The sequence below is a fragment of the Pseudomonas sp. UYEF17 genome, from assembly GCF_040546125.1.
In the GTDB taxonomy this organism is placed as follows: domain Bacteria; phylum Pseudomonadota; class Gammaproteobacteria; order Pseudomonadales; family Pseudomonadaceae; genus Aquipseudomonas; species Aquipseudomonas putida_Z.
Genome location: NZ_JBEPNE010000021.1, coordinates 40,671 through 63,361, shown reverse-complemented (window position 1 = coordinate 63,361; position 22,691 = coordinate 40,671). Strand labels below are relative to the sequence as shown.

At 65.0% G+C, this 22,691-nt stretch carries 20 protein-coding genes; 10 read left to right on the top strand and 10 right to left on the bottom strand.

What is annotated here, in order from left to right; all coding sequences use genetic code 11:
- Together ABIB24_RS23425 and ABIB24_RS23420 are read left to right on the top strand one after the other, a co-directional pair.
- Complete coding sequence (locus ABIB24_RS23425) at nucleotides 1-1,023, top strand: magnesium chelatase ATPase subunit I (RefSeq protein WP_354317338.1); 1,023 nt, start codon at nucleotides 1-3, stop codon at nucleotides 1,021-1,023.
- Between the two features lie 101 nt (nucleotides 1,024-1,124).
- Entirely contained in the window at nucleotides 1,125-1,691 is a 567-nt protein-coding gene (locus ABIB24_RS23420; RefSeq protein WP_025338921.1) for a vWA domain-containing protein, read from the top strand.
- A 107-nt stretch (nucleotides 1,692-1,798) separates the two neighbouring features.
- Here ABIB24_RS23420 and ABIB24_RS23415 read toward each other — a convergent pair whose 3' ends face one another.
- Nucleotides 1,799-2,065 (bottom strand): hypothetical protein, encoded by a 267-nt coding sequence (locus ABIB24_RS23415; protein ID WP_013972506.1) that lies wholly within the window; start codon nucleotides 2,063-2,065, stop codon nucleotides 1,799-1,801.
- Between the two features lie 341 nt (nucleotides 2,066-2,406).
- Here ABIB24_RS23415 and ABIB24_RS23410 point away from each other — a divergent pair, with 341 nt between their 5' ends.
- Entirely contained in the window at nucleotides 2,407-3,732 is a 1,326-nt protein-coding gene (locus ABIB24_RS23410) for a sigma-54 dependent transcriptional regulator (protein WP_025338922.1), read from the top strand.
- A 1,206-nt stretch (nucleotides 3,733-4,938) separates the two neighbouring features.
- Here the strand turns inward: ABIB24_RS23410 and ABIB24_RS23405 are convergent.
- Together ABIB24_RS23405 and ABIB24_RS23400 are read right to left on the bottom strand one after the other, a co-directional pair.
- A complete protein-coding gene (locus tag ABIB24_RS23405) occupies nucleotides 4,939-6,939 on the bottom strand; it encodes a peptidase U32 family protein (RefSeq protein ID WP_274079656.1) in 2,001 nt (666 codons plus the stop codon).
- Between the two features lie 216 nt (nucleotides 6,940-7,155).
- Complete coding sequence (locus ABIB24_RS23400; RefSeq protein ID WP_015270613.1) at nucleotides 7,156-7,536, bottom strand: RidA family protein; 381 nt, start codon at nucleotides 7,534-7,536, stop codon at nucleotides 7,156-7,158.
- 136 nt (nucleotides 7,537-7,672) lie between these two features.
- Here ABIB24_RS23400 and ABIB24_RS23395 point away from each other — a divergent pair, with 136 nt between their 5' ends.
- The gene (locus ABIB24_RS23395) at nucleotides 7,673-8,365 is read left to right on the top strand and encodes a tRNA (adenine(22)-N(1))-methyltransferase (RefSeq protein ID WP_286918263.1); all 693 of its coding nucleotides are present in this window, start codon (nucleotides 7,673-7,675) and stop codon (nucleotides 8,363-8,365) included.
- Between the two features lies 1 nt (nucleotide 8,366).
- Here ABIB24_RS23395 and ABIB24_RS23390 read toward each other — a convergent pair whose 3' ends face one another.
- Nucleotides 8,367-8,630 carry a DUF2790 domain-containing protein gene (locus tag ABIB24_RS23390; protein WP_075045088.1) on the bottom strand — a complete coding sequence of 88 codons (264 nt, stop codon included), beginning with the start codon at nucleotides 8,628-8,630 and terminating at the stop codon, nucleotides 8,367-8,369.
- 125 nt (nucleotides 8,631-8,755) lie between these two features.
- Between ABIB24_RS23390 and ABIB24_RS23385 the strand changes: the two genes are divergently transcribed.
- A complete protein-coding gene (locus tag ABIB24_RS23385; RefSeq protein ID WP_354317336.1) occupies nucleotides 8,756-9,688 on the top strand; it encodes a LysR family transcriptional regulator in 933 nt (310 codons plus the stop codon).
- Between the two features lie 169 nt (nucleotides 9,689-9,857).
- On the opposite strand, the gene xthA is transcribed toward ABIB24_RS23385, so the two are convergent.
- Nucleotides 9,858-10,670 (bottom strand): exodeoxyribonuclease III, encoded by an 813-nt coding sequence (xthA, locus tag ABIB24_RS23380; protein ID WP_025338931.1) that lies wholly within the window; start codon nucleotides 10,668-10,670, stop codon nucleotides 9,858-9,860.
- Nucleotides 10,671-10,802: 132 nt separating this feature from the next.
- Between xthA and ABIB24_RS23375 the strand changes: the two genes are divergently transcribed.
- The 3 genes from ABIB24_RS23375 to ABIB24_RS23365 are packed head-to-tail and all read left to right on the top strand — an operon-like array spanning nucleotide 10,803 to nucleotide 16,919.
- Complete coding sequence (locus ABIB24_RS23375; RefSeq protein ID WP_274079658.1) at nucleotides 10,803-11,453, top strand: GNAT family N-acetyltransferase; 651 nt, start codon at nucleotides 10,803-10,805, stop codon at nucleotides 11,451-11,453.
- 52 nt (nucleotides 11,454-11,505) lie between these two features.
- A complete protein-coding gene (locus tag ABIB24_RS23370) occupies nucleotides 11,506-13,248 on the top strand; it encodes an autotransporter assembly complex protein TamA (protein ID WP_137164794.1) in 1,743 nt (580 codons plus the stop codon).
- Nucleotides 13,245-16,919, top strand: coding sequence for a translocation/assembly module TamB domain-containing protein (locus ABIB24_RS23365; protein ID WP_137163783.1), 3,675 nt, complete (start codon nucleotides 13,245-13,247; stop codon nucleotides 16,917-16,919). Before ABIB24_RS23370 ends, ABIB24_RS23365 begins: the two co-directional genes overlap by 4 nt.
- Nucleotides 16,920-16,938: 19 nt before the next feature.
- Here ABIB24_RS23365 and ABIB24_RS23360 read toward each other — a convergent pair whose 3' ends face one another.
- The 4 genes from ABIB24_RS23360 to ABIB24_RS23345 all read right to left on the bottom strand — a co-directional run bounded on the left by ABIB24_RS23360 (nucleotide 16,939) and on the right by ABIB24_RS23345 (nucleotide 19,384).
- Nucleotides 16,939-17,493 carry a DUF2589 domain-containing protein gene (locus tag ABIB24_RS23360; protein ID WP_137163784.1) on the bottom strand — a complete coding sequence of 185 codons (555 nt, stop codon included), beginning with the start codon at nucleotides 17,491-17,493 and terminating at the stop codon, nucleotides 16,939-16,941.
- A 76-nt stretch (nucleotides 17,494-17,569) separates the two neighbouring features.
- Nucleotides 17,570-18,229: a DUF2589 domain-containing protein gene (locus tag ABIB24_RS23355; protein ID WP_025338936.1), complete on the bottom strand. Its 660-nt coding sequence runs from the start codon at nucleotides 18,227-18,229 to the stop codon at nucleotides 17,570-17,572.
- A gap of 64 nt (nucleotides 18,230-18,293) precedes the next feature.
- Nucleotides 18,294-18,674: a Mor transcription activator family protein gene (locus tag ABIB24_RS23350; protein WP_025338937.1), complete on the bottom strand. Its 381-nt coding sequence runs from the start codon at nucleotides 18,672-18,674 to the stop codon at nucleotides 18,294-18,296.
- Between the two features lie 251 nt (nucleotides 18,675-18,925).
- Entirely contained in the window at nucleotides 18,926-19,384 is a 459-nt protein-coding gene (locus ABIB24_RS23345; RefSeq protein WP_354317334.1) for a hypothetical protein, read from the bottom strand.
- A 151-nt stretch (nucleotides 19,385-19,535) separates the two neighbouring features.
- On the opposite strand from ABIB24_RS23345, the gene ABIB24_RS23340 reads away from it, so the two are divergent.
- Entirely contained in the window at nucleotides 19,536-19,724 is a 189-nt protein-coding gene (locus tag ABIB24_RS23340) for a hypothetical protein (protein WP_003248064.1), read from the top strand.
- A 36-nt stretch (nucleotides 19,725-19,760) separates the two neighbouring features.
- Here the strand turns inward: ABIB24_RS23340 and ABIB24_RS23335 are convergent, their stop codons facing one another.
- A complete protein-coding gene (locus ABIB24_RS23335; RefSeq protein WP_137163786.1) occupies nucleotides 19,761-20,135 on the bottom strand; it encodes a fe2+ zn2+ uptake regulation protein in 375 nt (124 codons plus the stop codon).
- Between the two features lie 195 nt (nucleotides 20,136-20,330).
- On the opposite strand from ABIB24_RS23335, the gene pvdQ reads away from it, so the two are divergent.
- Entirely contained in the window at nucleotides 20,331-22,643 is a 2,313-nt protein-coding gene (gene pvdQ / locus ABIB24_RS23330; RefSeq protein ID WP_274079660.1) for a bifunctional acylase PvdQ, read from the top strand.
- Nucleotides 22,644-22,691: the final 48 nt, after the last annotated feature.

Below are 22,691 nucleotides of genomic sequence, written 5' to 3'. Positions count from 1 at the left end.
ATGAGTGAACCCGTGCAATTTCCACTGGCAGCCGTGGTCGGTGCCGACGACCTGAAACTGGCGCTGTGCCTGACCGCCATCGACCCGAAGATCGGCGGCGTGCTGATCGAGGGGCCGCGTGGCATGGCCAAGAGCACCCTGGCCCGTGGCCTGGCCGACCTGCTCGGCGAGGGCCCGTTCGTCACCCTGCCACTGGGCGCCAGCGAAGAACGGTTGGTCGGCACCCTCGACCTGGATGCCGCGCTGGGGCAGGGCAAGGCGCAGTTTTCCCCGGGGGTGCTGGCCCAGGCCGATGGCGGCGTGCTGTATGTCGATGAGGTCAACCTGCTGCCCGATACCCTGGTCGACCTGCTGCTCGACGTGGCGGCCAGTGGCACCAACCGCATCGAGCGCGACGGCATCTCGCACCGGCACAGTGCCCGCTTCGTACTGATCGGCACCATGAACCCGGAGGAGGGCGAACTGCGCCCGCAGTTGCTCGACCGCTTTGGCCTGAACGTGGCCCTGGAAGGCTTGCCCGAGCCTGAGGCGCGCCAGCAGATCATTCGCCGCCGCCTGGCCTTCGACAGCGACCCGCAGGCCTTCTGCGCGCAATGGGCCGAGGCCCAGGCGCAATTGCGCGAGCGCTGCCAGGCGGCGCGCCAGGCCCTGGCCGGCATTGCCCTGGACGACCAGGCGCTGGCCTGGATCACCGAACGCTGCTACGCCGCCGGGGTCGACGGCCTGCGCGCCGACCTGGTCTGGCTGCGCGCCGCACGCGCCCACTGTGCCTGGCGCGGTGGCGAGGCCATCGAAGAGGGCGATGTCGATGCAGTGGCCGAGTTCGCCTTGCGCCATCGCCGCCGCGTTGCGCCCCAGGCCAACCCCCCTGCGGCACCGCAGCAGCCTGAGCAACAACCCGATCGGCAAGGCGCAGGCAACCCTGGCGAACAGGGCGGGCAGGGCGACTGGGGTGCGATGGCTGCGCAGCCCGTGGCCAGCGGCGCCCGCCGCGAGGTGCCGAACTGGGCAAAAAAGCCCTGAGCATCCCCCAGCCACCTGCCAAAGGGGCGGATGCCAAAGCAGGCGCAGGCAAGCAGTACGGTGCCAGCCGAGGCCGGTCGCGCAGTGCCGCGGCCGGTCGGGTGGCCTGGCTGCCGACCCTGCTCAAGGGCCGGCCACGCCAGCGCCAGGACCTGTGCTGGCAGCAACGCCAGGCCAGGCCCGCAGAACTGTGGCTGGTAATCGTCGATGCGTCAGCCTCGACCCGCCGCCACCAGGCGCTGGCACAAACCAAAGGGCTGCTGGCGGCGCTGTTCGACCAGGCCTACCGCCAGCGTGCCCGGCTGGCCCTGCTTACCGCCAGCGGGCGCGCACCGCAGTGGCAGCGCCACGGCCTGAAGGCCTCGGCCGCTTTGCAACCCTGGCTGCAAGCCTTGGGTGCCGGTGGTGGCACGCCGTTGATCGCAGCACTGGAACAGGCTCGGCACTGGTTGCAGGCGCGGCAACGGGCCCACCCTGAAGAAGCATTGCGCTGCCTGGTGTTTACCGACGGTCGCCTGCAGCACTGGAATGCCGTGCAGCCGATGCCGTGCGCCACTTTGCTGGTGGATATGGAACTGGCGCCGGTGCGCCTGGGCCGTGCGCAGCGTCTGGCGCAACAACTTCAGGCTGATTACCAGCACCTGCAACAGTTCAGGTTGGTGGATTGAAAAAGTATCGATGCGACACTATGTCGCAATAAGAAAAGTTGCCAGAACAGCAACCCGGAAGTTGTACAAGTGCGTGACGGTGCACGCACTTGGTTTGCCGGCCGATATTATTTGGGCATTGACCACGGTTGCAGGTCGTAACCTTTTTCGCACAGTTCGGCGCGCACTTCCTCGATCAGGCTGGCCCACTGGGCCGGGTCGGAGTAGATACGCGAGGACACTTGCTTGCTGCCGATGCGGGTGCTGGTCCGGTCGATCACTGCCAGGCTCAGTTCACCAGTACCGTTGGGTGCATCCCAGGCTACGCACTGGAAAGGTTCGAAGGCGTGGTCGGCAATCAGCAGTGCTTCGTTGACACGGAGCGGGGCATTCATGGTTCGGTCTCTCTATGGTCCCAAACATCCAGGTAAGTCCGCGTTGCTTCAAAGTCGCCTCGGTTATCGCGAAGTGCAGCGCGGGGTTATGTGTACTGATGCTCGTTGTCCGGTGGCGAGTCACACATTGGTTGTAAAAAAATTTGCCAGGTTCGAATCCGTTCTTGCCCATGCCGCCATGTGATGTCGATAAAGTGCGAAAATTCCCGTCACTGATTGTAAAAAAATGATTCGGCAGACAGACGGTACTGGGAACCGTCAACTTCGTTGCTACTGTTAATCGGGCGCCACAACTTACTGTTTTATTTCAAAAAACCGAAAACTGGCGCCAAGGATCGGTCATGCAGCAGCCTGCCGCTCTACGCCGTTTGCTCATCGTCGACCCCTGCGATGACTGCCACCGTTTGTTGCCTGGATTGCGCAGCGCAGGCTGGGATGTGGACAGCTGCATGCTCGGTGCCGCGCTGGATCATCCTTGCGATGTGGGCCTGTTGCGCTTGCAGGCGTCGCACCTCAGGCGCCCGGACGGGGTCAAGGACTTGATCAAGCGCAGCAACACCGAATGGATTGCCGTGCTCAGCGCCGAACAGTTGCGCATGCCGGCCGTCGGCGATTTCGTTTGTGAATGGTTCTTCGACTTCCACACCTTGCCGTTCGACGTTTCCCGCGTGCAGGTCACCCTGGGCCGGGCCTTCGGCATGGCGCGCCTGCGTGGCAAAGGGCTGGCGAGGGTGGATGAAACCAGCCACGAGCTGCTCGGTGACAGCCGCCCGATCCGCGAGTTGCGCAAGCTGCTGGGCAAGCTGGCGCCTACTGAATCGCCGGTGCTGATCCGCGGTGAAAGCGGCACCGGCAAGGAACTGGTGGCCCGCACCCTGCACCGTCAGTCGCAACGCAGCGAACAGCCGTTCATTGCCATCAACTGCGGGGCGATCCCCGAGCACCTGATCCAGTCGGAACTGTTCGGCCATGAGAAGGGCGCCTTCACCGGTGCTCATCAGCGCAAGGCCGGGCGCATCGAAGCGGCTCATGGTGGCACGTTGTTCCTCGACGAAATTGGCGACCTGCCGCTGGAGTTGCAGGCCAACTTGCTGCGTTTTCTGCAGGAAAAGCACATCGAGCGCGTGGGGGGCAGCCAGCCGATTCCGGTGGATGTGCGGGTGCTGGCGGCAACCCACGTGGACCTGGAAAGGGCCATCGAGCAAGGGCGTTTTCGCGAAGACCTGTATTACCGCCTTAACGTGTTGCAGGTTGTGACCGCGCCTTTGCGCGACCGTCATGGCGACTTGTCGATGCTGGCCAGCCATTTTGCCCATTTCTACAGTCTGGAAACCGGGCGTCGACCGCGTTCGTTCAGCGACCATGCCCTGGCGGCCATGGGCCGGCATGACTGGCCGGGCAATGTCCGCGAGTTGGCCAACCGGGTGCGGCGCGGGCTGGTGCTGGCCGAAGGCCGGCAAATCGAGGCGCAGGACCTGGGATTGCAGACCCTCGACCAGATGCAGCAACCGCTGGGTACGCTGGAGGAGTACAAGCACCGGGCCGAGCGCCAGGCGCTGTGCGATGTACTCAGCCGGCACAGTGACAACCTGAGCGTGGCGGCCAAGGTGCTAGGTATATCGCGGCCGACTTTCTATCGTTTGCTGCACAAGCATCAGATTCGCTGAGCAGCAGCGCAAAGGTCATGTACTGGTGCGATCCCTGTGGGAGCGGGTTCACCCGCGAAGCAGACGCCGCGGTGGATGGCACCGGCTACGCCGGTGTTCGCGGGCATGCCCGCTCCCACACTGACCGTGCAGGCCTCAAGGTCTTTGATTTAGGCCATTGCCTCTACAGGCATGGCGCTAGCCCCGGGGCCTTGCGCGATCCCTGTGGGAGCGGGCATGCCCGCGAAGCAGGCGCTGCGGTGGATGGCACCGGCTACGCCGGTGTTCGCGGGTAAACCCGCTCCCACACTGACCGTGCAGGCCTCAAGGTCTTTGATTCAGGCCATTGCCGCTACAGGCGTGGCGCCAGCCCCGGGGCCTTGCGCGATCCCTGTGGGAGCGGGTTCACCCGCGAAGCAGGCGCTGCGGTGGATGGCACCGGCTACGCCGGTGTTCGCGGGCATGCCCGCTCCCACACTGACCGTGCAGGCTTCAAGGCCTTTGATTCAGGCCATTGCCTCTACAGGCATGGCGCCAGCCCCAGGACCTTGTGCGATCCCTGTGGGAGCGGGTTCACCCGCGAAGCAGGCGCCGCGGTGGATGGCACCGGCTGCGCCGGTGTTCGCGGGTAAACCCGCTCCCACACTGACCGTGCAGGCTTTGAGGTCTTTGATTCAGGCCATTGCCGCTACAGGCGTGGCGCTAGCCCCGGGGCCTTGCGCGATCCCCTGTGGGAGCGGGTTCACCCGCGAAGCAGGCGCTGCGGTGGATGGCACCGGCTGCGCCGGTGTTCGCGGGTAAACCCGCTCCCACACTTACCGTGCAGGCTTTGAGGTCTTTGATTCAGGCCATTGCCTCTACAGACATGGCGCCAGCCCCGGGGCCTTGCGCGATCCCTGTGGGAGCGGGCATGCCCGCGAAGCAGGCGCCGCGGTGGATGGCACCGGCTACGCCGGTGTTCGCGGGCATGCCCGCTCCCACATTGACCGTGCAGGCTTCGAGGTCTTGAGCAAGGCCATTGCCTCTACAGGCATGGCGCCAGCCCCAAGACCTTGCGCGATCCCTGTGGGAGCGGGTTCACCCGCGAAGCAGGCGCCGCGGTGGATGGCACCGGCTACGCCGGTGTTCGCGGGTAAACCCGCCCACAGGTACTGCACAGGTATGGAGGACTGTGGAGATCCCTGTGGGAGCGGGCGTGCCCGCGAAAGGGCCCTTACAAGCTACCGATCAATGCGGCCCGCGAGGAATGGTCTTCAGCAGGTCTTCCGGGCTGATATGCCCAACCACCTGCGCAACCGCGCTGCCCGGGGTCGGCAGGTCGATGATGTGGCTTTTCATCTTGCCGATCACGTGCATTTCGCACGGCTTGCAGTCGAACTTCAGGGTCAGCACTTCATCACCCTGGATCAGCTGCATCGGCGCCACCTTGGTGCGCACGCCGGTCACGCCCTTGGCCTGCTTGGGGCACAGGTTGAAGGAGAAGCGCAGGCAGTGCTTGGTGATCATCACCGGCACTTCGCCGTGCTCTTCATGGGCCTCGTAGGCCGCGTCGATCAGTTGCACGCCGTGGCGGTGGTAGAAGTCGCGGGCCTTCTGGTTATACACGTTGGCCAGGAACGACAGGTGCGACTCGGGGTAAACCGGCGGTGGCGTGGTCTCGGCCTTGCGCCCGCCACGCGGGTGCGCCTGCACCCGTGCTGCAGTCAGCGCCTCGATGGCTTCGCGGCGCAGGGCCTTGAGCTGCGAGTTGGGGACGAAGTACGCCTGCGGGGCGTCCAGCTCGATGCTGTCGGCGTGGTACATGGTGGTACCCAGCTGGCCGAGCAGGTCGTGCAGCTGGTCCAGCGCCTGCTGCGGCTTGTTGGCCGGGCCGAACGGGCCGTCCAGTGCCACTTGCGCGCTCACGCCTTCCTCGCTGGTGACGGTCAACGCCAGGCGTTGTTCGCGCAGTACCGCCTGCCATTGCACGCCGACGCGGCGCTCGGCCGAGGTGCGTTGCAGGGCTTGCTGCCAGTTGTGGTCGAGGTTGCGCGACAGCGGGTGGTTGGGCCGCAGCTTGTGCAGGCCTTCGGGCATTTCGTTGGGCTCGACGCGGTAGCGGTAACGCTTCTCGCCGTCTTCCTCGAACTCGCCACGCGGTTCGGCGATGTTGGCGCGGAAGCCCACCACTTCGCGCTTGACCAGCACATTGAGGCCGTCGCCGTTGGTCAGCGGCACCTCGGTGACCACCTGCAGGTCACGCTTGCCGACCTTTTCCACCACGCCCACCGGCAGGCCGGTGAAGGTTGGCGAGTCGAAGGCGCCGATGTCGACCTTGCGGTCGGTGACGAAGTAGTCGGTGCTGCCGCGGTGGAAGGTCTTGTCCGGGTCGGGCACGAAGAAGTGCTCGGTGCGGCCGCTGGAGGCGCGGGCCAGCTCCGGGCGGCCTTCGAGGATGGCGTCGAGCTCCTTGCGGTAGTGGGCGGTGATGTTCTTCACATAGGCCACATCCTTGTAGCGGCCTTCGATCTTGAACGAGCGCACACCGGCATCGACCAGGTCGGCCAGGTTGGCGGTCTGGTTGTTGTCCTTCATCGACAGCAAGTGCTTCTCGAACGCAACCACGCGGCCCTGGTCATCCTTCAGGGTGTAGGGCAGGCGGCAGGCTTGCGAGCAGTCGCCGCGGTTGGCGCTGCGGCCGGTCTGCGCATGGGAGATGTTGCACTGGCCGGAGAAGGCCACGCACAGCGCACCGTGGATGAAGAACTCGATGGCGGCGTCGGTTTCGGCGGCGATGGCGCGGATCTGCTGCAGGTTCAGCTCACGCGCCAGCACCAGCTGGGAGAAGCCGGCCTGGTCGAGGAACCTGGCCCGTTCCAGGGTGCGTATGTCGGTCTGGGTGCTGGCGTGCAGCTCGATCGGCGGGATATCCAGCTCCATCACCCCCAGGTCCTGCACGATCAGCGCGTCGACACCGGCGTCGTACAGCTGGTGGATCAGCTTGCGCGCGGGCTCCAGCTCGTTGTCGTGGAGGATGGTGTTGATGGTGGTGAACACGCGTGCATGGTAGCGATGGGCGAACTCGACCAGTTCGGCGATATCGCTGACTTCGTTGCAGGCGTTATGGCGCGCGCCGAAGCTCGGGCCACCGATGTAGATGGCGTCTGCGCCGTGCAGGATCGCTTCGCGGGCGATGGCCACGTCACGGGCAGGGCTGAGCAGTTCCAGGTGATTCTTTGGAAGGGACATGTCGTTATAGGTTCGGGCTGTCACGGTTTAGGCGGGCATTGTAGCGGCGAAACGGGCTGGCGGCATCATCGGGGTGCTTGTAGGAGCGGCCTTGTGTCGCGAAGGGCCGCAACGCGGCCCCGGCAATATCTGCTGCGCAGCTGAGAACCTGGGGGCGCTGCGCACCCCAATCGCGACACAAGGCCGCTCCTACAAGGATCGTGCCTCAGGCAAAAGTCAGCGCTTGGCGGCCATTGCGGTCACTTCCACGCGCATGCCTTCAAATGCCAGTGCAGCCACGCCCACGGCGGCGCGTACCGGCCAGGGCTTGCTGAAGAAGCGCTGGTACACCTCGTTGAATGCCGCGCGGTCGGCCATGTCGGTGAGGTAGATGGTCAGGTGCAGCACGCGGTCCATGCCGCTGCCGGCCTTCTCCAGCGCCACTTTCAGCGCCTGCAGGGTGCACTCGCTCTGCTCGACGATGCCGCCCAGTTCCAGGCTGCCATCGGCGTGGGTCGGGATCTGCGTGGTGACCAGCACGCCGTTGTATTCGGCAACGTCGGAGGAAATCGACTCGGCGTCCGGGTCCGGGGTGTAGATGATGTCTGCTTGTGCCATGGTGTGTCTTGCCTTGCTACGGAAGGAAAGCGGCAAGCCTACGCGAGCGCGCCGGCACGGTCGAGGGCACCCCGGTGTTTGAAATGCGCGGCGTTCGCCGTCAGAATCGCGGCCGATTGCAAAGCAGGGGTTTAGGTTGAACGAACAGACATTGTCCAGGCGCCTGGAGCGCGTGGCTGCACAAGTACCGCAAGGCGCGCGCCTGGCCGACATCGGCTCGGACCATGGCTACCTGCCGGTGGCCTTGATGCTGCGCGGCGTGCTGGACGCGGCGGTAGCCGGCGAGGTGGCGCAGACGCCGTTCGCCTCGGCCCAGCGCAACGTGCGCAGGAACGGCCTGGAAGGGCGGGTCAGCGTGCGCCTGGCCGATGGCCTGGCAGCGGTCGAGGCGGAAGACCGCATCACGGTGATCAGTATCTGCGGCATGGGTGGCGACACCATGTGCGAAATCCTCGAGGCCGGCAAGCAGCGCCTGGCTGGCGTCACCCGCCTGGTGCTGCAGCCCAATGGCGCCGAGCGCGAACTGCGCCAGTGGCTGGTGGGCAATGGTTACCGGATCGTCAGCGAAGAGCTGCTGCGGGAAAACCGCTTCGACTACGAGATCATCGTCGCCGAGCCGGGCGGGGCGGCGTACACCGCTGAACAGCTGTACTTCGGCCCGGTGCTGGTGCAGGAGAAAAGCGAGGCGTTCCTGGTCAAGTGGCGGCGCATGCTGCGGCAGAAGCAGCAGACCCTGGCCAACTTCGAGCGGGCCCGCGGTGCGGTGCCTCAGGCGAAAATCGACGACTTCAGGCAACAGGTCGGCTGGATCACCGAGGTGCTGGCCTGACTCACTGCTGCGAGCAGTTGCCCATTTCCCGGTAGTCGATTTCGCGCTTCTGGCCCTGGTGGTCGACATACACCATGTGCGCGGTGCCAACCTGGCAGTCGGCGGCGTTGCTGGCCGGGGTGATGGAGATGACCTTGGCCACGTCCAGCGGCATGCCGTATTCGTAGTTGCTGCTGCTGACCGGCTGGTTGCTGCCGGTGTCGGCAAGGGCACCGAACGAGGCGAGAGTAGCGGCAACGGCAAGGACAGCGATCGAACGTTTCATGGCAGGCTCCTTTTTTCAATGTATGGCTAATGATCCATTCATTGGTCATCCACAATAAATGGGCTAACCCGTGATAGATTCCTGCCTGTAACGCAAGAATAAGACCGAACAAGGAGCACACCTTCATGGACATGCTGCATGCCATGCGTACCTTCGCCCGTGTGGTGGAATGTGGCAGCTTCGCTGCGGCCGCCAATGCCCTGGACATTTCTGCCGCGCAGGTTTCGCGCATCGTTGCCGAGTTGGAAAACCAGCTGCAAACCCGCCTGCTGCACCGCACCACGCGGCGTTTGCGCATGAGCGAGGCGGGCGAGCGGTTTCTCGAGCGCTCGCGGCAGATCATGTTGCTGACCGAAGAGGCGGTGGGCGAAGCCCGTGGCGCGCACCTCACGCCTCGAGGCCGCCTGCGTTTGCATTGCCCGCACGGGTTGGGCCTGTTGCTGATGCCGCTGGTGGCCGGCTACAACGCATTGTGCCCAGAGGTGGTGATCGAGCTGACCCTGTCCCAGCGCAACCCCGACCCGCTGGCCGAAGGGCATGACGTGGTGATTACCGTGGACGGGGCGCTGCCGGATTCGCAGCTGATCGCCGTGCCGCTGGGCAACATTTTCAGCATCCCCTGCGCGGCACCGAGCTACCTGATGGCCCACGGTGTGCCGGAGCGCCCGGAAGACCTGCACCAGCACCGTTGCCTGCGCATGGCTTATCCGATGTACGAAGGTGACTGGGTGTTCCCGCAAGGGGTGGACCAGTGCGTGATCGCACCGAACGACAGTTTTTCCACCAACGTCGCCGACGCCATGCTGGTGGCCAGCGAGCTGGGCATGGGCATTGGCCTGCTGCCGTTCTACACCGCCAGCCAGGCGATCGAGCAGGGGCGGTTGTGCCGGCTGCTGGCGCCGTATCGCCTGCGCGAGAGCGCGCTGTATGCGATCTACCCGTCACGGCATTACCTGGATGCCAAGGTGCGCACCTGGATCGACTACCTCAAGGAGCAGCTGCCAGCGCTGTTCGAGGGGCATGCCAGGGTGGTGGATGATTCGCGCTATTGGCGATAGCCGAGTGCGGGGCGGTTAACGCTGGCCCTTGTAGGAGCGGCCTTGTGTCGCGATAGGGCCGCAACGCGGCCCCAGCAATTTGTGCATCGAAGCTGACATCCTGGGGCCGCCATGCGGCCCTATCGCGACACAAGGCCGCTCCTACAGGTGCTGTGCGTTCAGCTGGTGATCAGCTCAATTCCAGCCAGATCGGCGCATGGTCCGACGGCTTTTCCATCCCGCGCAGTTCATAGTCCACACCCGCCGCCTTGATCCGCGGCACCAGGTGCTGCGAGGCCATGATCAGGTCGATGCGCAGGCCGCGCTTGGGTTCGTCCTCGAAGCCGCGGCTGCGGTAGTCGAACCAGCTGAAGCGGTCGGAAACTTCCGGGTACAGGTGGCGGAAACTGTCCACCAGGCCCCAGCCTTTCAAACGTTCCATCCACTCGCGCTCTTCCGGCAGGAAGCTGCACTTGCCGGTCTTGAGCCAGCGCTTGGCGTTGTCCGGGCCGATGCCGATGTCGCAGTCCTGCGGCGAGATATTCATGTCGCCCATCACCAGCAGTGGCTGGTCGTTGCGGAACTGGCCTTCCAGCAGCGCCTGCAGGTCGCTGTAGAAGCGCTGCTTGGCCGGGAACTTGGTGGGGTGGTCGCGGCTTTCACCCTGGGGGAAGTAGCCGTTCATGATGGTGATCGGGTTGCCATCGGCATCGGCGAAGGTGCCCCAGATGAAGCGGCGCTGGGCGTCTTCTTCATCGCTGGCAAAGCCCTTGTGCAGGCTCAGCGGTGCCTGGCGCGACAGCAGGGCCACGCCATAGTGGCCTTTCTGGCCGTGGTAATGCACGTGGTAGCCCAGCGCCTGCACGTCGGCCAGCGGGAACTGATCGTCGCTGACCTTGGTTTCCTGCAGGCCGATCACGTCCGGCTGGTGCTTTTCGATCAGCGCCGCCAGCTGGTGCGGGCGGGCCCGCAGGCCGTTGATGTTGAAACAGACGATCTTCATGGAAAGATAATCCCGGTAAAAGGCGCGATGCTAGCCGACATCGCTTGCCATCACCAGCATGGCGGCTTCGGGAGCCTGCTGCTAACGTCCTTCCCAGGGCACTGTAAGCCCATTCCAGGAGGACTGCCCGCAATGCCCGAAACCACTGCCGCTCCGGCCCGTGTCTGCCTGCTCGATGACGGTTACAGCCGCGAGGCGCGTTCGTTGCTGTACAACGCCTACCGTCACGAACCTACCTTCGCCTATATCTTCGAGGCCCAGCGCCCAGGCTATGAGCGGCGCCTGCGGGTGATGGTGCGCGAGTGGGTACGCCAGCACTTCTACCTGCAACTGCCCGCCATCGGCCTGCTGGTGGAGGACCGCCTGATCGCTCTGGCCCTGATCGTGCCGCCTATGCGCCGGTTGGGCGTGGCCGACAGCTGGGCCTGGCGCCTGCGCATGATGATGGGCACCGGCCTGCGCTGTACGCGCCGTTACATGGACTACCAGGCCGCCCTGGCCACCTGCCTGCCCACCGACGAGGTGCATGTGCTGCCGCTGTTGGGCGTGCACCCGCAATTTCAGGGCAAGCACTACGGCGAGCAGTTGTTACAAGCTGTGCATGACTGGTGCGCAGACGACCCTGGTACCCAGGGTGTGGTGCTGGACACCGGCAACGAGCACTACCTGGCCTTTTACCAGCGCCAGGGTTATGAGGAAATTGGCGAGGTGGCTGTAGGACCAATCCGTGAGAGGGTGTTCTTCCATCCCAATCCGGTCTCTTCCAATTCTGCTTTTGCCTGAGCAGACCGCGCGGCGGCTCCCTTGAGCGCCCGGCTCTGGTAGCATGCGCCGCATGACGTATTCAGGAAGATTGACCTGGGGCCTGGTTATCTGGGTCGCCAGTTTCGCAGCATGGGGCCAGAGCGAGTTGCTGGTGAAGGTCAAACCGGCCAACAAGGCGCTCAGGGCCAATGTCGAAGGCTATATCGGTTCCCTTGGCGACCGCGATGAAGAAGCGCTGCTGCGCTTCAGTCGCGGCGCCCAGGAGCAGGCGCGCAAAGCCGCGCAGGCACTTGGCTACTACCAGGCGCAGATCGACACAGAGGTCAAGCCCGCCAGCGAGGCTGACCGTTCCCCGCAACTGATCATCACCATCGACCCCGGCGAGCCGATTCGCCTGCGCAACGTGACCGTACGCATCGAAGGCCCCGCCAGCGAGATGAAGGCCTTTCGCGTGCCCGACAGCAAGGCCCTGCGCGCGGGCGAACAACTCAACCACGGCCATTACGAGGATGCCAAGCGGCTGATCCAGAACCAGGCGTCGCGCTATGGCTTCTTCAGTGGGCGCTTCAGCCGCCAGCGCCTGGCGGTCGACCCTCAGGCGGGCGTGGCCGATATCGAACTGGTCTACCAGAGCGGCCCGCGCTATCACCTGGGCGCCGTCACCTTCGGTGGCAACACACCGCTGGACGACGACCTGCTGCAGCGCATGGTCTCGTTCAAGCCGGGTACACCTTACGACTCGGAACTGATCGCCGAGCTGAACAACGACCTGCAATCGAGCGGCTACTTCGAAGGCGTGCGCGTGGATGCGGCGCCCACCGCCGCCGTGGGCGAAGAAATCCCCGTGGATGTCCGCCTGGAAACCCGCAAGCCCCGCACCATGGGACTGGGCCTGGGCTTCTCGACCGACGTCGGGCCGCGCGGCAAGGCCAACTGGACCCGCCACTGGGTCAACCCGCAGGGCCATAGCTACGGTTGGGAAACCGAACTGTCGGCGCCCCGGCAGAACGTCGGCCTTTGGTACGACATCCCCCTCGACCCGCCGCTGACCGACAAGTTGCGCTTTGCCGGCGGCTACCAGAACGAAGAAATTGCCGGCACCGATACCCTCAGCAAACTGCTGACGGTGGGCCCCGAGTGGCACAGCAAACTGCCAAGCGGCTGGCAGCGGGTGATTTCCCTCAAGTACCAGCGCGAGGAGTACCGCCTGGGTGATGACTCCGGGCTGAGCAACCTGCTGATGCCGGGGGTGAGCTACTCCTTCCTGCGCAGTGACAACCGCATCGACCCGCATAACGGCTACCGCCTGCAGTTCGATGTACAGGTGGCCAAGGAAGGGCTGGTCTCGGACACCAACCTGCTGCATGGCAACGTGCTGCTCAAGGGCCTGACCACGCTTGGCCATGACCACCGCTTGCTCGGCCGGGTGCAGTTCGGTGGCAGCGCGACCAATGGCTTCAAGAACAACATTCCGCCGTCGCTGCGCTTCTTCGCCGGTGGCGACCAGAGCGTGCGTGGCTATGACTACCAGACCCTGTCACCGAAGAACAGCGACGGCGACCGCATTGGCGGGCGCTACCTGGTCGCCGGCAGTGTCGAGTACCAGTATTCGCTGACCGAAAAGTGGCGGCTGGCAACCTTCGTCGACCAGGGCAACTCGTTCAACGACCTGGAGCTGCCAAGCCTCAAGACCGGTGTCGGTTTTGGCGTGCGCTGGGTGTCGCCGGTCGGGCCGCTGCGCCTGGACCTGGCCAAGGCGCTGGATGATGAAGGGGGAATTCGCCTGCACTTTTCCATGGGGCCTGAGCTGTGAAACGCGTGATCAAGTACATTCTGGCGGGCCTGCTCGGGGTCGCCGCAAGCCTGGGCCTTGTATTCGGCCTGCTGCTGGGGACCGAGGCCGGCAGCCGCTGGGTGCTGGGCAAGGTGCCCGGGCTTGAGGTGGCTGACTTCCAGGGCCGCCTGGCCGGTAGCTGGCAAGCCAGCCGGCTGAGCTGGGCCGATGCCGGCAGCACGGTAGAGGTGCAGGCACCGCTGCTGGCCTGGTCGCCGGCATGCCTGCTGCGCTCTACCTTGTGCATTGACCAGTTGCAGGCACAGCGCATCGACATGGCCTTTGCGCCCAGCGCCGAATCGGCCGACAGCGGCCCGCTGCAGTTGCCAGCCCTGCGCTTGCCACTGGCCATCGAACTGGGTGAGGTCAAGGTTGGCCAGTTGCGCCTGGATGGCAGCGACCTGCTTGGCGACTTGCAACTGGCGGCGCACTGGACCAATACCGGGCTGCGCATCGACAGCCTGCACCTGCAGCGCGATGACCTGCAATTGAACCTGCAGGGCGACCTGCAGCCCGAAGCTGGCTGGCCGGTGCAACTCCAGGCGCAGCTGCAATTGCCAGCGGTGGACGGCAAACCTTGGCAGCTGGCGCTGACCGCCACCGGCGAGCTGCAGAAAACCCTGAAACTCGCCGGCACCAGCAGTGGTTACCTCGACGCCACGCTGAACGGGCAATTGCAGGCGTTGGCCGAGCACCTGCCAGCGACCTTGCAGATCCGCTCCGAGGCATTCAAACCGGCTGCCTCGTTGCCCGACACCGTGCAGTTCAACCAGCTCAAGCTCGACGCCCGGGGCGACCTGCTCAAGGGCTATCAACTGTCGGGGTCGGCCAGCCTGCCGGCCGAGCAGTCGCCGATCGCCGTGCTGTTGTCCGGGCTGGTCGACAGCAAAGGCGCCAGGCTCGATGCCCTGGACCTGAACGCCAGCGATACCCAGCGGGTCAAGTTGCAAGCCACGGCTGACTGGCAGCAAGGCCTGGTCGCCGACGCCCGACTGGACTGGCAGGACTTCCCGTGGCTGCGCCTGTATCCACTGGAGACGCCGCCCGAGGTTACCCTCAAGCGGTTCATGGCCCAGGTGCATTATCGCGATGGCAACTACCAGGGTACCTTCAATGGCGACCTGGATGGCCCGGCCGGCGCGTTCAGCCTGGCCAGCCCGTTCGAAGGTGACCTGAACCAGGTGAAGCTGCCGCAGTTGGCGCTGAGCGCCGGGCAAGGCAAGGCTGCCGGCAGTGTCGCCGTGCGCTTTGCCGACACCCTGGCATGGGATGTCGACCTGCAGTTGTCGGCGCTCGACCCAGCCTATTGGCTGGCCGAGCTGCCGGGTACCCTGGCGGGGCCGCTGCGCAGCAAAGGCGAGATGAAAGGCGACGCCCTGAGCCTCGATGCCCAGCTTGACCTGAAAGGCCGCCTGCGCGGCCAGCCGGCAATGCTCAAGGTCGAGGCCCAGGGGGCAGGGCAGAGCTGGACCTTGGGCGCCCTGGCAATCCAGCTGGGGGATAACCGCATCAATGGCAGTGGCAGCCTGCAGCAGCGCCTGGCCGGGCGGGTCGACCTCGACCTGCCGCGCCTGGGCCAGTTATGGCCAAGGTTGCAGGGCCAGGTCAAGGGCCGGCTGGACGTCGCCGGCACCTTGCAAGCCCCGCAAGGTACGCTGACCCTGCAGGGCCAGCGCCTGGCCCAGGCGGAAAACCGCCTGCAGCAGCTGGACCTGGATGCCCGCCTGGATAACGCCCAGCGCGGCGTGATCGAGCTCAAGGCCAGCGGCATTCACCTGGGTGACACGGCATTGGGCACCTTGCAGGCCCACGGCAAAGGCGACATTCGCCAGCAAGCGTTGACCCTGGCGTTGGACGGCCCGCAGCTCAAGCTCGACCTCGGCCTGGACGGCCAGTTGAACAAGGGTGACTGGCGTGGGCGCCTGGCCAGTGGGCGAATCCAGGCCGGCGGCCAGGACTGGCAGTTGCAGGCACCGGCGCGCCTGCAGCGGCTGACCAGCGGCCAGCTGGACTTTGCTGCGCACTGCTGGCGCTCCGGCCAGGCCAGCTTGTGTGGCGACGACCAGCGTCTGGCCCCCGAACCACGCTTGCGCTACCACCTCAAGCAGTTCCCGCTGGACAGCCTGGCCCAGTGGCTGCCGAAGGACTTCGCCTGGCAGGGCCTGCTCAATGCCGACATCAATCTGGACATCCCGGCCAGTGGCCCCAAGGGCAACATCGTCGTCGACGCCAGTGGCGGTAGCCTGCGCGTGCGCGACAAGGACCGTTGGATCGACTTCCCGTACCAGGCCCTGCGCCTGGACAGCACGCTGGCGCCACGGCGCATCGATACCCGCCTGGCGTTCCGCGGCGAGCGCCTGGGCGAGCTGAACGTCAACACCCGCCTCGATCCACTGGGCAAGAACAAACCGCTATCGGGTGATTTCCGCCTTGCCGGTCTCGACCTGTCGGTGGCGCGCCCGTTCGTGCCTATGGTCGAGCGCCTGGCCGGGCAGCTCAATGGCAGTGGCCGGCTGTCGGGCACCTTGCTGGCGCCGCAGGTCAACGGCAACCTGATGCTCAGCGGTGGCGAAGTCAGCGGCGCCGAGCTGCCGGTCAGCCTCGAGGACCTGTCATTGCAGGCATTGATTGCCGGCGAGCAGGTACAGCTCAATGGCGGCTGGCGCAGCGGCGAGGCGGGGCGGGGCCAGTTGAATGGCAACCTCACCTGGGGCCAGGCCCTGGGCATGGACCTGCGTCTGCAGGGCCAGCAACTGCCCGTCACGGTCGAGCCCTATGCAACGCTGGAGGTCGCCCCGGACCTGACCCTGCGCCTGATCGACGACAAGCTGGCGGTGACCGGCAAGGTACAGGTGCCCAAGGGCACGATCACTGTACGCGAGCTGCCACCGTCCACAGTCAAGGTTTCGGATGACACGGTGATCGTTGGTCACCAGACCGAAGAGGGCAAGCCACCCATGGCGATGGCGATGGACATCGATGTCGAAGTGGGCCGCGACAAGCTTTCGTTCAGTGGCTTTGGTCTCAAGGCCAACCTGCTCGGCCATGTGCACATCGGCGACAACCTCGATACCCGTGGTGAGCTTAGCCTGTCCGACGGCCGCTACCGTGCCTACGGCCAGCGCCTGACCATCCGCCGTGCGCGGCTGCTGTTCGCGGGCCCGATCGACCAGCCGTATCTGGACATTGAAGCGATCCGCAAGGTCGACGACGTGATTGCCGGTATCCGCCTGAGCGGCAGTGCCGAGCAGCCCACCAGCAAAGTGTTCTCGGAGCCGGCCATGAGCCAGGAGCAGGCGCTGTCGTACCTGGTACTGGGGCGGCCTCTGGGCGCTTCCGGCGAAGACAACAACATGCTCGCCGAAGCGGCCTTGGGCCTGGGCCTGGCGGGTAGCGCCGGCATCACTGGCAGCCTGGCCTCGAGCCTGGGTATCGACGACTTCCAGTTGGACACCGAAGGTTCGGGCAATACCACCAGCGTGGTCGCCAGCGGCAACCTCACCGAGAAGCTGAGCCTGCGCTATGGGGTAGGGGTGTTCGAGCCTGCGAACACCATTGCATTGCGCTACAAGCTGAGCAAGAAGGTGTACCTCGAGGCTGCCAGCGGGCTGGCCAGCTCACTGGACATCTTCTACAAGCGCGACTTCTGAGCCGTCGCGGGGGCGGCCGTCAACGGACGATGGCCGCCTCGATGAACTCATTGGTGTCGGACGAGGGCGGCGGGCTGGGGGCGCGTACCGGGACGATCAGGCTGGTGTATTCCTCGATCAGCCGGTTGAGGGCTTCTGGTGGTTCGCTGGCCTGGAACTGCATGCGGATCTGCACTTCATCGGGGTCGCGGCTGTCGCCCTGACGGCCTTGGCCGCCGATGGTGACCTTGAAGCTCGCGGCCTTGTTCTCGCCCCCGGTCAGCAGTGCCTGTTGTGCTTCGGTGCCTTTGACCCGAACCGACAGGTCGACCTGCATGCGCTCGAGGGCCAGGCCCTTTGGCGACACCAGCGCGAACAGCGGTACACGCATGATGTGCTGGCCGTCCATGGCCACCTCGACCATCTTGGCTTTCATGGGCGCGCCCAACGCCTCGGTGTCGCACTCGAAGAACTGGTCGAACAGGTTGATGTACTGCTGCGCGATCAGGCTGTTGGTAGCACTGGCGGCTTCCTGCAGGCCGCGGGTGATCTCGCGCAGGTCGATGGAGGTCATGGGGGCGGGGGATTTATCCAATGGTTCGACTCCTCAGGCCAGGTGGGGCCCCCCTTGTTGCCGGTCAGGGGGGCTGTTCGGGGCAGGGAGGTGCGTCTCAAGGCATACCGGCGCCAGGGGCAGGCGTGCCGTCAGCTGCGGGGCTCTTCAAGGTGTCTGCCTGGGAAATTTCGTCCTGGCTGTCCAATGTGGCGGTTTTGACGACGGTTGGCTTTGTCGCGGCGTCGGTCAGGAATTCGATCACCCGCATCATCGCTTCAGGCGGCTCCTGGCGCTTCAAGGTCGTGTTGAAAGCGTAGCGCGCGCGAGTGTCTGTCTTGCGAGTTTGCGTGGACTTGTGGCTGACGCTGCCTTTCACGTTCAGCCTGAACGGCCCCCAGCCCAGCGAGCCGGTCGCTTCGGCGTTCATGTCCTTGCTGGAAACGTCTTCCGACATCTGGTTGATGACCAGCTCGAACTCGACATTACCTTCTTCGATGGAAATGTTCGGGTGGGTGATGGCTGCCACCAGCGGCACTTTCATGGTCTTGCTGACCACGCCCTTGTACTCGCCTTGTTCGTCGACGATGGTTTCGTCGTAGTCGAACTGGATGGCCACGGCCTTGCCGTCCTGGACGCACACCTGCATCAGGAAGTCGGCGTAGGATTTGCTGGCGGTGACCTGGGCCTGGACCATGGCCTGCAGGGGGCCTGCGATCATGCGGTCCATCGGCAGGGCATTGATTACGGAGCCGATGAGGCTGTTATCTATCGACATGGCGGGGGTCTCTTTCTGGTTGGGTTAAAACGTGGCTATCAATCGTGGTCACGATGCCTGGGCTTCAGCGCGTGCAATGTTCCTGGCGGCGGATGTTGCCGATCTGGCGCAGGCTCAGGCCGTACTTGTCAGCGAGCAGGCTGCGGGACAAGCCGCTGGCGCTTTCCTTCTGGATCTGCAGGTTGCGCAACTGGCGCAGGAAGTGGTCCGCCTTGGGGATTTCCAAGGCGACACCGGCAAAGCGCTTGATCAGCGCGTCGAGCGCTTCGGCCGGCAGCACGTCGGCAAGCTTGGTGCGCTCGCGGTGCTTGGGGATGTACTTGGGCCTGCCGCCGTAGGCGCAGGTCAGCTGGTAGGCGTTTTCGATGCCGATGCAGTCGATCAGGGCCTGCAGCGAGTGGGGCAGTTGGCTGATATCGATTTGGCTCAAGTCTGGTAATTGCATATGGCGCTCCTTCGGGGCGGATGGGCTGTGCTACCCGATCACCAGCGGCGTTATGTCGAAGGTGTGACCGGATTTTCTGTGACAGCCGAGGCGCGTCGCTAGGCGGCATATGGGTTGGGGGTTGTAGCTTCAGCGAACAGGTTTTGCAGGCAGCGATATCCGGCGCTGTAGGACATGGCTTCAACATTTGGCTGTGGCGGGTGATTTCCCATCACGTCACTCCCTGTGCAGGGCGTTGGGTGTGGTAACCCTCAATCGCACGGATAGCTGCTCAGCAGGCTGGCGCTGCGCAGGTAGGCCTGGGGGGAATCGCGCATGCCTTGTGGCAGCGTCCGCCAATCGACCAGCAGGCACAGCGCATGCAGCGGCTGCCCGTCACGATGGCCGATGACCTGGTCGGCAAAACTGCGGAGGTACAGTGCCTGGGTCTGCTGCTGCGCTTGTACCTGGTCGGCCTGGGCCAGGGTTTGCCGGGCCAGCTCGGGCAGTTGCGCCGGGGGGGCAGTGAAATGCACCGACGCACCGTTTGCCTGCAGGTAACCGGCCTGGCGCACGCGCTGCCACAGTTGTTGCCATTGGCTGGCGCCAGCTTGGGCAGCCAGTTCGCGGCCCAGTTCGAGCAGTTGCTCGGCCGAGGTCTGGCGGGTGTCCAGCGCATGAAGGGAAAAGGGGGTCAGCAATAGCGACGCGAACAGAAGGGGTTTGTACATGGTGCCTCCGGCATGGGTGCTTGGGAGCCCCATGCTTTCAGGCAGGCGCCGCCCCACCCAGCAGGAAATGCAGCGCCGGGGCCGGTGGCCGTTGTATCATTGCCGCGGCTCGTTGCGAGCCATTTGCCCCTGATGTTGCAAGGAACCTTCGATGACACACGTGCAGCGCCTCAAATATTCCCTTCTGATCATCCTGGTGGTACTGGGCCTGATGCTGGGCCTGTCCCACCTGCAGAAGCAGGGCACGATCAGTGAGCAGACCTTCCAGATGCTGGCCATTGCCATCGCCGTGGTGGTCGTGGTGATCAACGGCATCCTGCGGCGCAAGGTCAAGCCCTGATCCTGGCGGGCCGGCCAGTCATGGCCGGCCATGCGCTCAGCGCACAGGCGTTCGCTCCAGCACGGCGCGCGCCTGCGGGTCGAGGCTGTAGCATTTGTCGCTGCCCAGCTGGATGACGCCCTCGCTGCACAGCCGCTTGAGCACTTCGCGCACGCTGAGGAACGACAGCGGGATATCCAGCTGTTCCAGTTGCGCGTGCACGCCGCGCACGCCAATGCTGCGGCCATTGCGGTCGGCGGCGTGCAAGGCATCGATGACCTTGAGGCGGATCAGGCTGGTACGCAGGCCGAAACTGCGCAACAGCTCGCGGATCTGTTCGTTGCCGATGCGTTCGTCAGCCAAAACGTCCTGTTCCCTGGGCGCTTTGCCTGGGACGCGCCCAGCCTGGATCGAGGGTTGCGGGTTGTACATGTGAATGCTCCTTTTCGTGGACGAACCCGAAATTTGGGTGCCTCACTTACTAGGACGAATGAGAACGGAAAAACTGCAGCCCACGCGCAAAAAAAAGCCTGGTTCTGTTCAAGACGTTCCATTGCCTTGCAATACGTAAAATTTTCATCTGGCCATTCGTCTGATCGGGATGACCCCCGAACCCGAGGAGTGCCCGTGTTTCCACTTTCCCGTCCCATGACTTGCGCAGGCCTGGCCGCCGCCCTGGTAGCCTTCAGCGTCGGCGCAGTGCCGGTGCAGTCCGCCGCAGCCGATGCCAGTGCGCAGATTCGCCGAACCAGTTACGGGGTGCCGCACATCGTGGCCAAGGACGAGCGCGGCCTGGGCTATGGCATCGGCTATACCTACGCCCAGGACAACCTGTGCCTGCTGGCCAATGAAGTGCTGACCGTCAGTGGCGAGCGCTCACGCTACTTCGGTGCCAAGGGCAAGACCCTGGAACAGCGTGACAACCTGGCCAGCGATGTGTTCTTCGCCTGGCTCAACACGCCGGCGGCAGTCGATGCGTTCTTGCAGGCGCAGCCCGCGCCGGTACAGGCGCTGCTGGCAGGTTATGCCAGCGGCTACAACCGGGCGCTGGCCGAGCGCCGCAGCCAGGGGTTGCCTGCCGAATGTGGCAACGGCGAGTGGCTGCGGCCGATCAGCAGCGAGGACCTGGTCAAGCTGACCCGTCGACTGCTCGCCGAAGGTGGTGTCGGGCAGTTCGTCGAAGCGCTGGCGGGGGCGCAACCGCCAACGCTGGCCAGCCAGCAGGCGCCGGCAGGGTTTGCCGAGGCGCTGGCCAGGCAGCAGCGTTTTGCCACGGAGCGCGGTAGCAATGCAGTGGCCGTTGGGGCGCAACGTTCGGCCAATGGCCGCGGCCTGTTGCTGGCCAACCCGCACTTCCCGTGGATGGGGGGCATGCGCTTCTACCAGATGCAGCTGACCATTCCCGGCCAGCTCGATGTGATGGGGGCGGCATTGCCGGGCCTGCCGGTGGTCAACATCGGTTTCAACCAGCATCTGGCCTGGACGCACACCGTCGACACATCGAAGCACTTCACCCTGTACCGCCTGCAACTCGACCCCAAGGACCCGACTCGTTACCTGCTCGATGGCAAGTCCCTACCGCTGGCCCGGCAAACCGTCAGCGTTGCGGTCAAGACCGAGGATGGCAGCCTGAGCCAGGTACAGCGCCAGGTCTACAGCTCGCAGTTCGGTCCGGTGGTGCAATGGCCGGGTCGCCTGGACTGGGATGCGCATGCCGCCTACAGCCTGCGCGACGCCAACCTCGAGAACACTCGGGTGTTGCAGCAGTGGTACCAGATCAACCATGCCGACAGCCTGGCTACGTTGAAAGGCTCGATCGAACAGCTGCAGGGTATTCCCTGGGTCAACACGCTGGCGGTGGACCCGGCAGGCAAGGCCTTGTACCTGAACCAGTCAGTGGTGCCATATGTGGATCAGCAACTGCTGAGTGCGTGCAGCAACCCGCAGGCACAAGGGCGCCTGGTGGTACTGGATGGCTCACGCAGCGCGTGCCAGTGGAAGGTCGATGCGCAGGCCGCGCAGCCGGGGATCTTCCCTGCGCGGCTGCTGCCGAGCCTGGAGCGCGAGGACTTCGTGCAGAACTCCAACGACCCGGCCTGGATGGCCAACCCGGCGCAGCCGCTGACCGGTTATTCGCCGCTGGTCAGCCGCAGTGACCAGCCGCTGGGCATGCGTGGCCGCTTTGCCCTGCAACGCCTACAGGGTACGGCCCGCCTGGGCGTTGACGACCTGCAGCGCATGGTGACCGATGACGAGGTGTACCTGGCCAGCCTGCTAATGCCTGACCTGCTGCAGTGGTGCAAGGGCGCCGATGCGGATGTGCGGGCGGTATGCAGCAGCCTGGCGGCCTGGAATGGCAAGGCTGACCTGGACAGCGGCATTGGCCTGGTGCATTTCCAGAACCTGTTCGATGCCCTGGCCGAGCACCCGGAAAGCTGGCGGGTGGCCTTCGACCCGGCCGACCCGCAGCACACCCCCCGCGGGCTGGCGGTAGAGCAGGCGGCCGTGCGCAAGCTGCTGCACCAGGCCGCGCTGGCGTCGCTCAAGCGGGTGCGTGACAGCGGCATGGCAGGGGACGCGCGCTGGGGGCAGGTGCAACAGGCGAGCGATGGCACGCCGGTGCCGGGTGGCCCGCAGGCGTTGGGCGTGTACAACGCGATCTACAGCGTGCCGCACGGGCAGGGCAAGCGGCTGGTGGTCAGTGGTACCAGCTACCTGCAACTGGTCAGCTTTACCGACAAGGGGCCGCAGGCCCGTGGGCTGTTGGCGTTTTCCCAGTCGAGTGAAGCGGCTTCGGTGCATGCCGGTGACCAGACCAAGGCGTTTGCGGCCGGGCAACTGGCGGTGATTCCGTTTACCGAGGCGCAGATCAAGGCGGATCCGGAGTACCGGGAAGTGGTGATCAGTGAGCGGGACAAGGGGGCAGTGGTCCAGCAGTAGGGCATACCGGCCTCTTCGCGGGCTCGCCCGCTCCCACAGGTACCGCAC

Coding starts and splice junctions, on each gene's coding strand:
- ABIB24_RS23370 (WP_137164794.1), top strand. CDS start 11,506: ATGACGTATTCAGGAAGATTGACCTGGGGCCTGGTTATCTGGGTCGCC.
- ABIB24_RS23425 (WP_354317338.1), top strand. CDS start 1: ATGAGTGAACCCGTGCAATTTCCACTGGCAGCCGTGGTCGGTGCCGAC.
- ABIB24_RS23345 (WP_354317334.1), bottom strand. CDS start 19,384: ATGTACAAACCCCTTCTGTTCGCGTCGCTATTGCTGACCCCCTTTTCC.
- ABIB24_RS23410 (WP_025338922.1), top strand. CDS start 2,407: ATGCAGCAGCCTGCCGCTCTACGCCGTTTGCTCATCGTCGACCCCTGC.
- ABIB24_RS23405 (WP_274079656.1), bottom strand. CDS start 6,939: ATGTCCCTTCCAAAGAATCACCTGGAACTGCTCAGCCCTGCCCGTGAC.
- ABIB24_RS23340 (WP_003248064.1), top strand. CDS start 19,536: ATGACACACGTGCAGCGCCTCAAATATTCCCTTCTGATCATCCTGGTG.
- ABIB24_RS23355 (WP_025338936.1), bottom strand. CDS start 18,229: ATGTCGATAGATAACAGCCTCATCGGCTCCGTAATCAATGCCCTGCCG.
- xthA (WP_025338931.1), bottom strand. CDS start 10,670: ATGAAGATCGTCTGTTTCAACATCAACGGCCTGCGGGCCCGCCCGCAC.
- ABIB24_RS23415 (WP_013972506.1), bottom strand. CDS start 2,065: ATGAATGCCCCGCTCCGTGTCAACGAAGCACTGCTGATTGCCGACCAC.
- ABIB24_RS23350 (WP_025338937.1), bottom strand. CDS start 18,674: ATGCAATTACCAGACTTGAGCCAAATCGATATCAGCCAACTGCCCCAC.
- ABIB24_RS23375 (WP_274079658.1), top strand. CDS start 10,803: ATGCCCGAAACCACTGCCGCTCCGGCCCGTGTCTGCCTGCTCGATGAC.
- ABIB24_RS23390 (WP_075045088.1), bottom strand. CDS start 8,630: ATGAAACGTTCGATCGCTGTCCTTGCCGTTGCCGCTACTCTCGCCTCG.
- ABIB24_RS23400 (WP_015270613.1), bottom strand. CDS start 7,536: ATGGCACAAGCAGACATCATCTACACCCCGGACCCGGACGCCGAGTCG.
- ABIB24_RS23385 (WP_354317336.1), top strand. CDS start 8,756: ATGGACATGCTGCATGCCATGCGTACCTTCGCCCGTGTGGTGGAATGT.
- ABIB24_RS23335 (WP_137163786.1), bottom strand. CDS start 20,135: ATGTACAACCCGCAACCCTCGATCCAGGCTGGGCGCGTCCCAGGCAAA.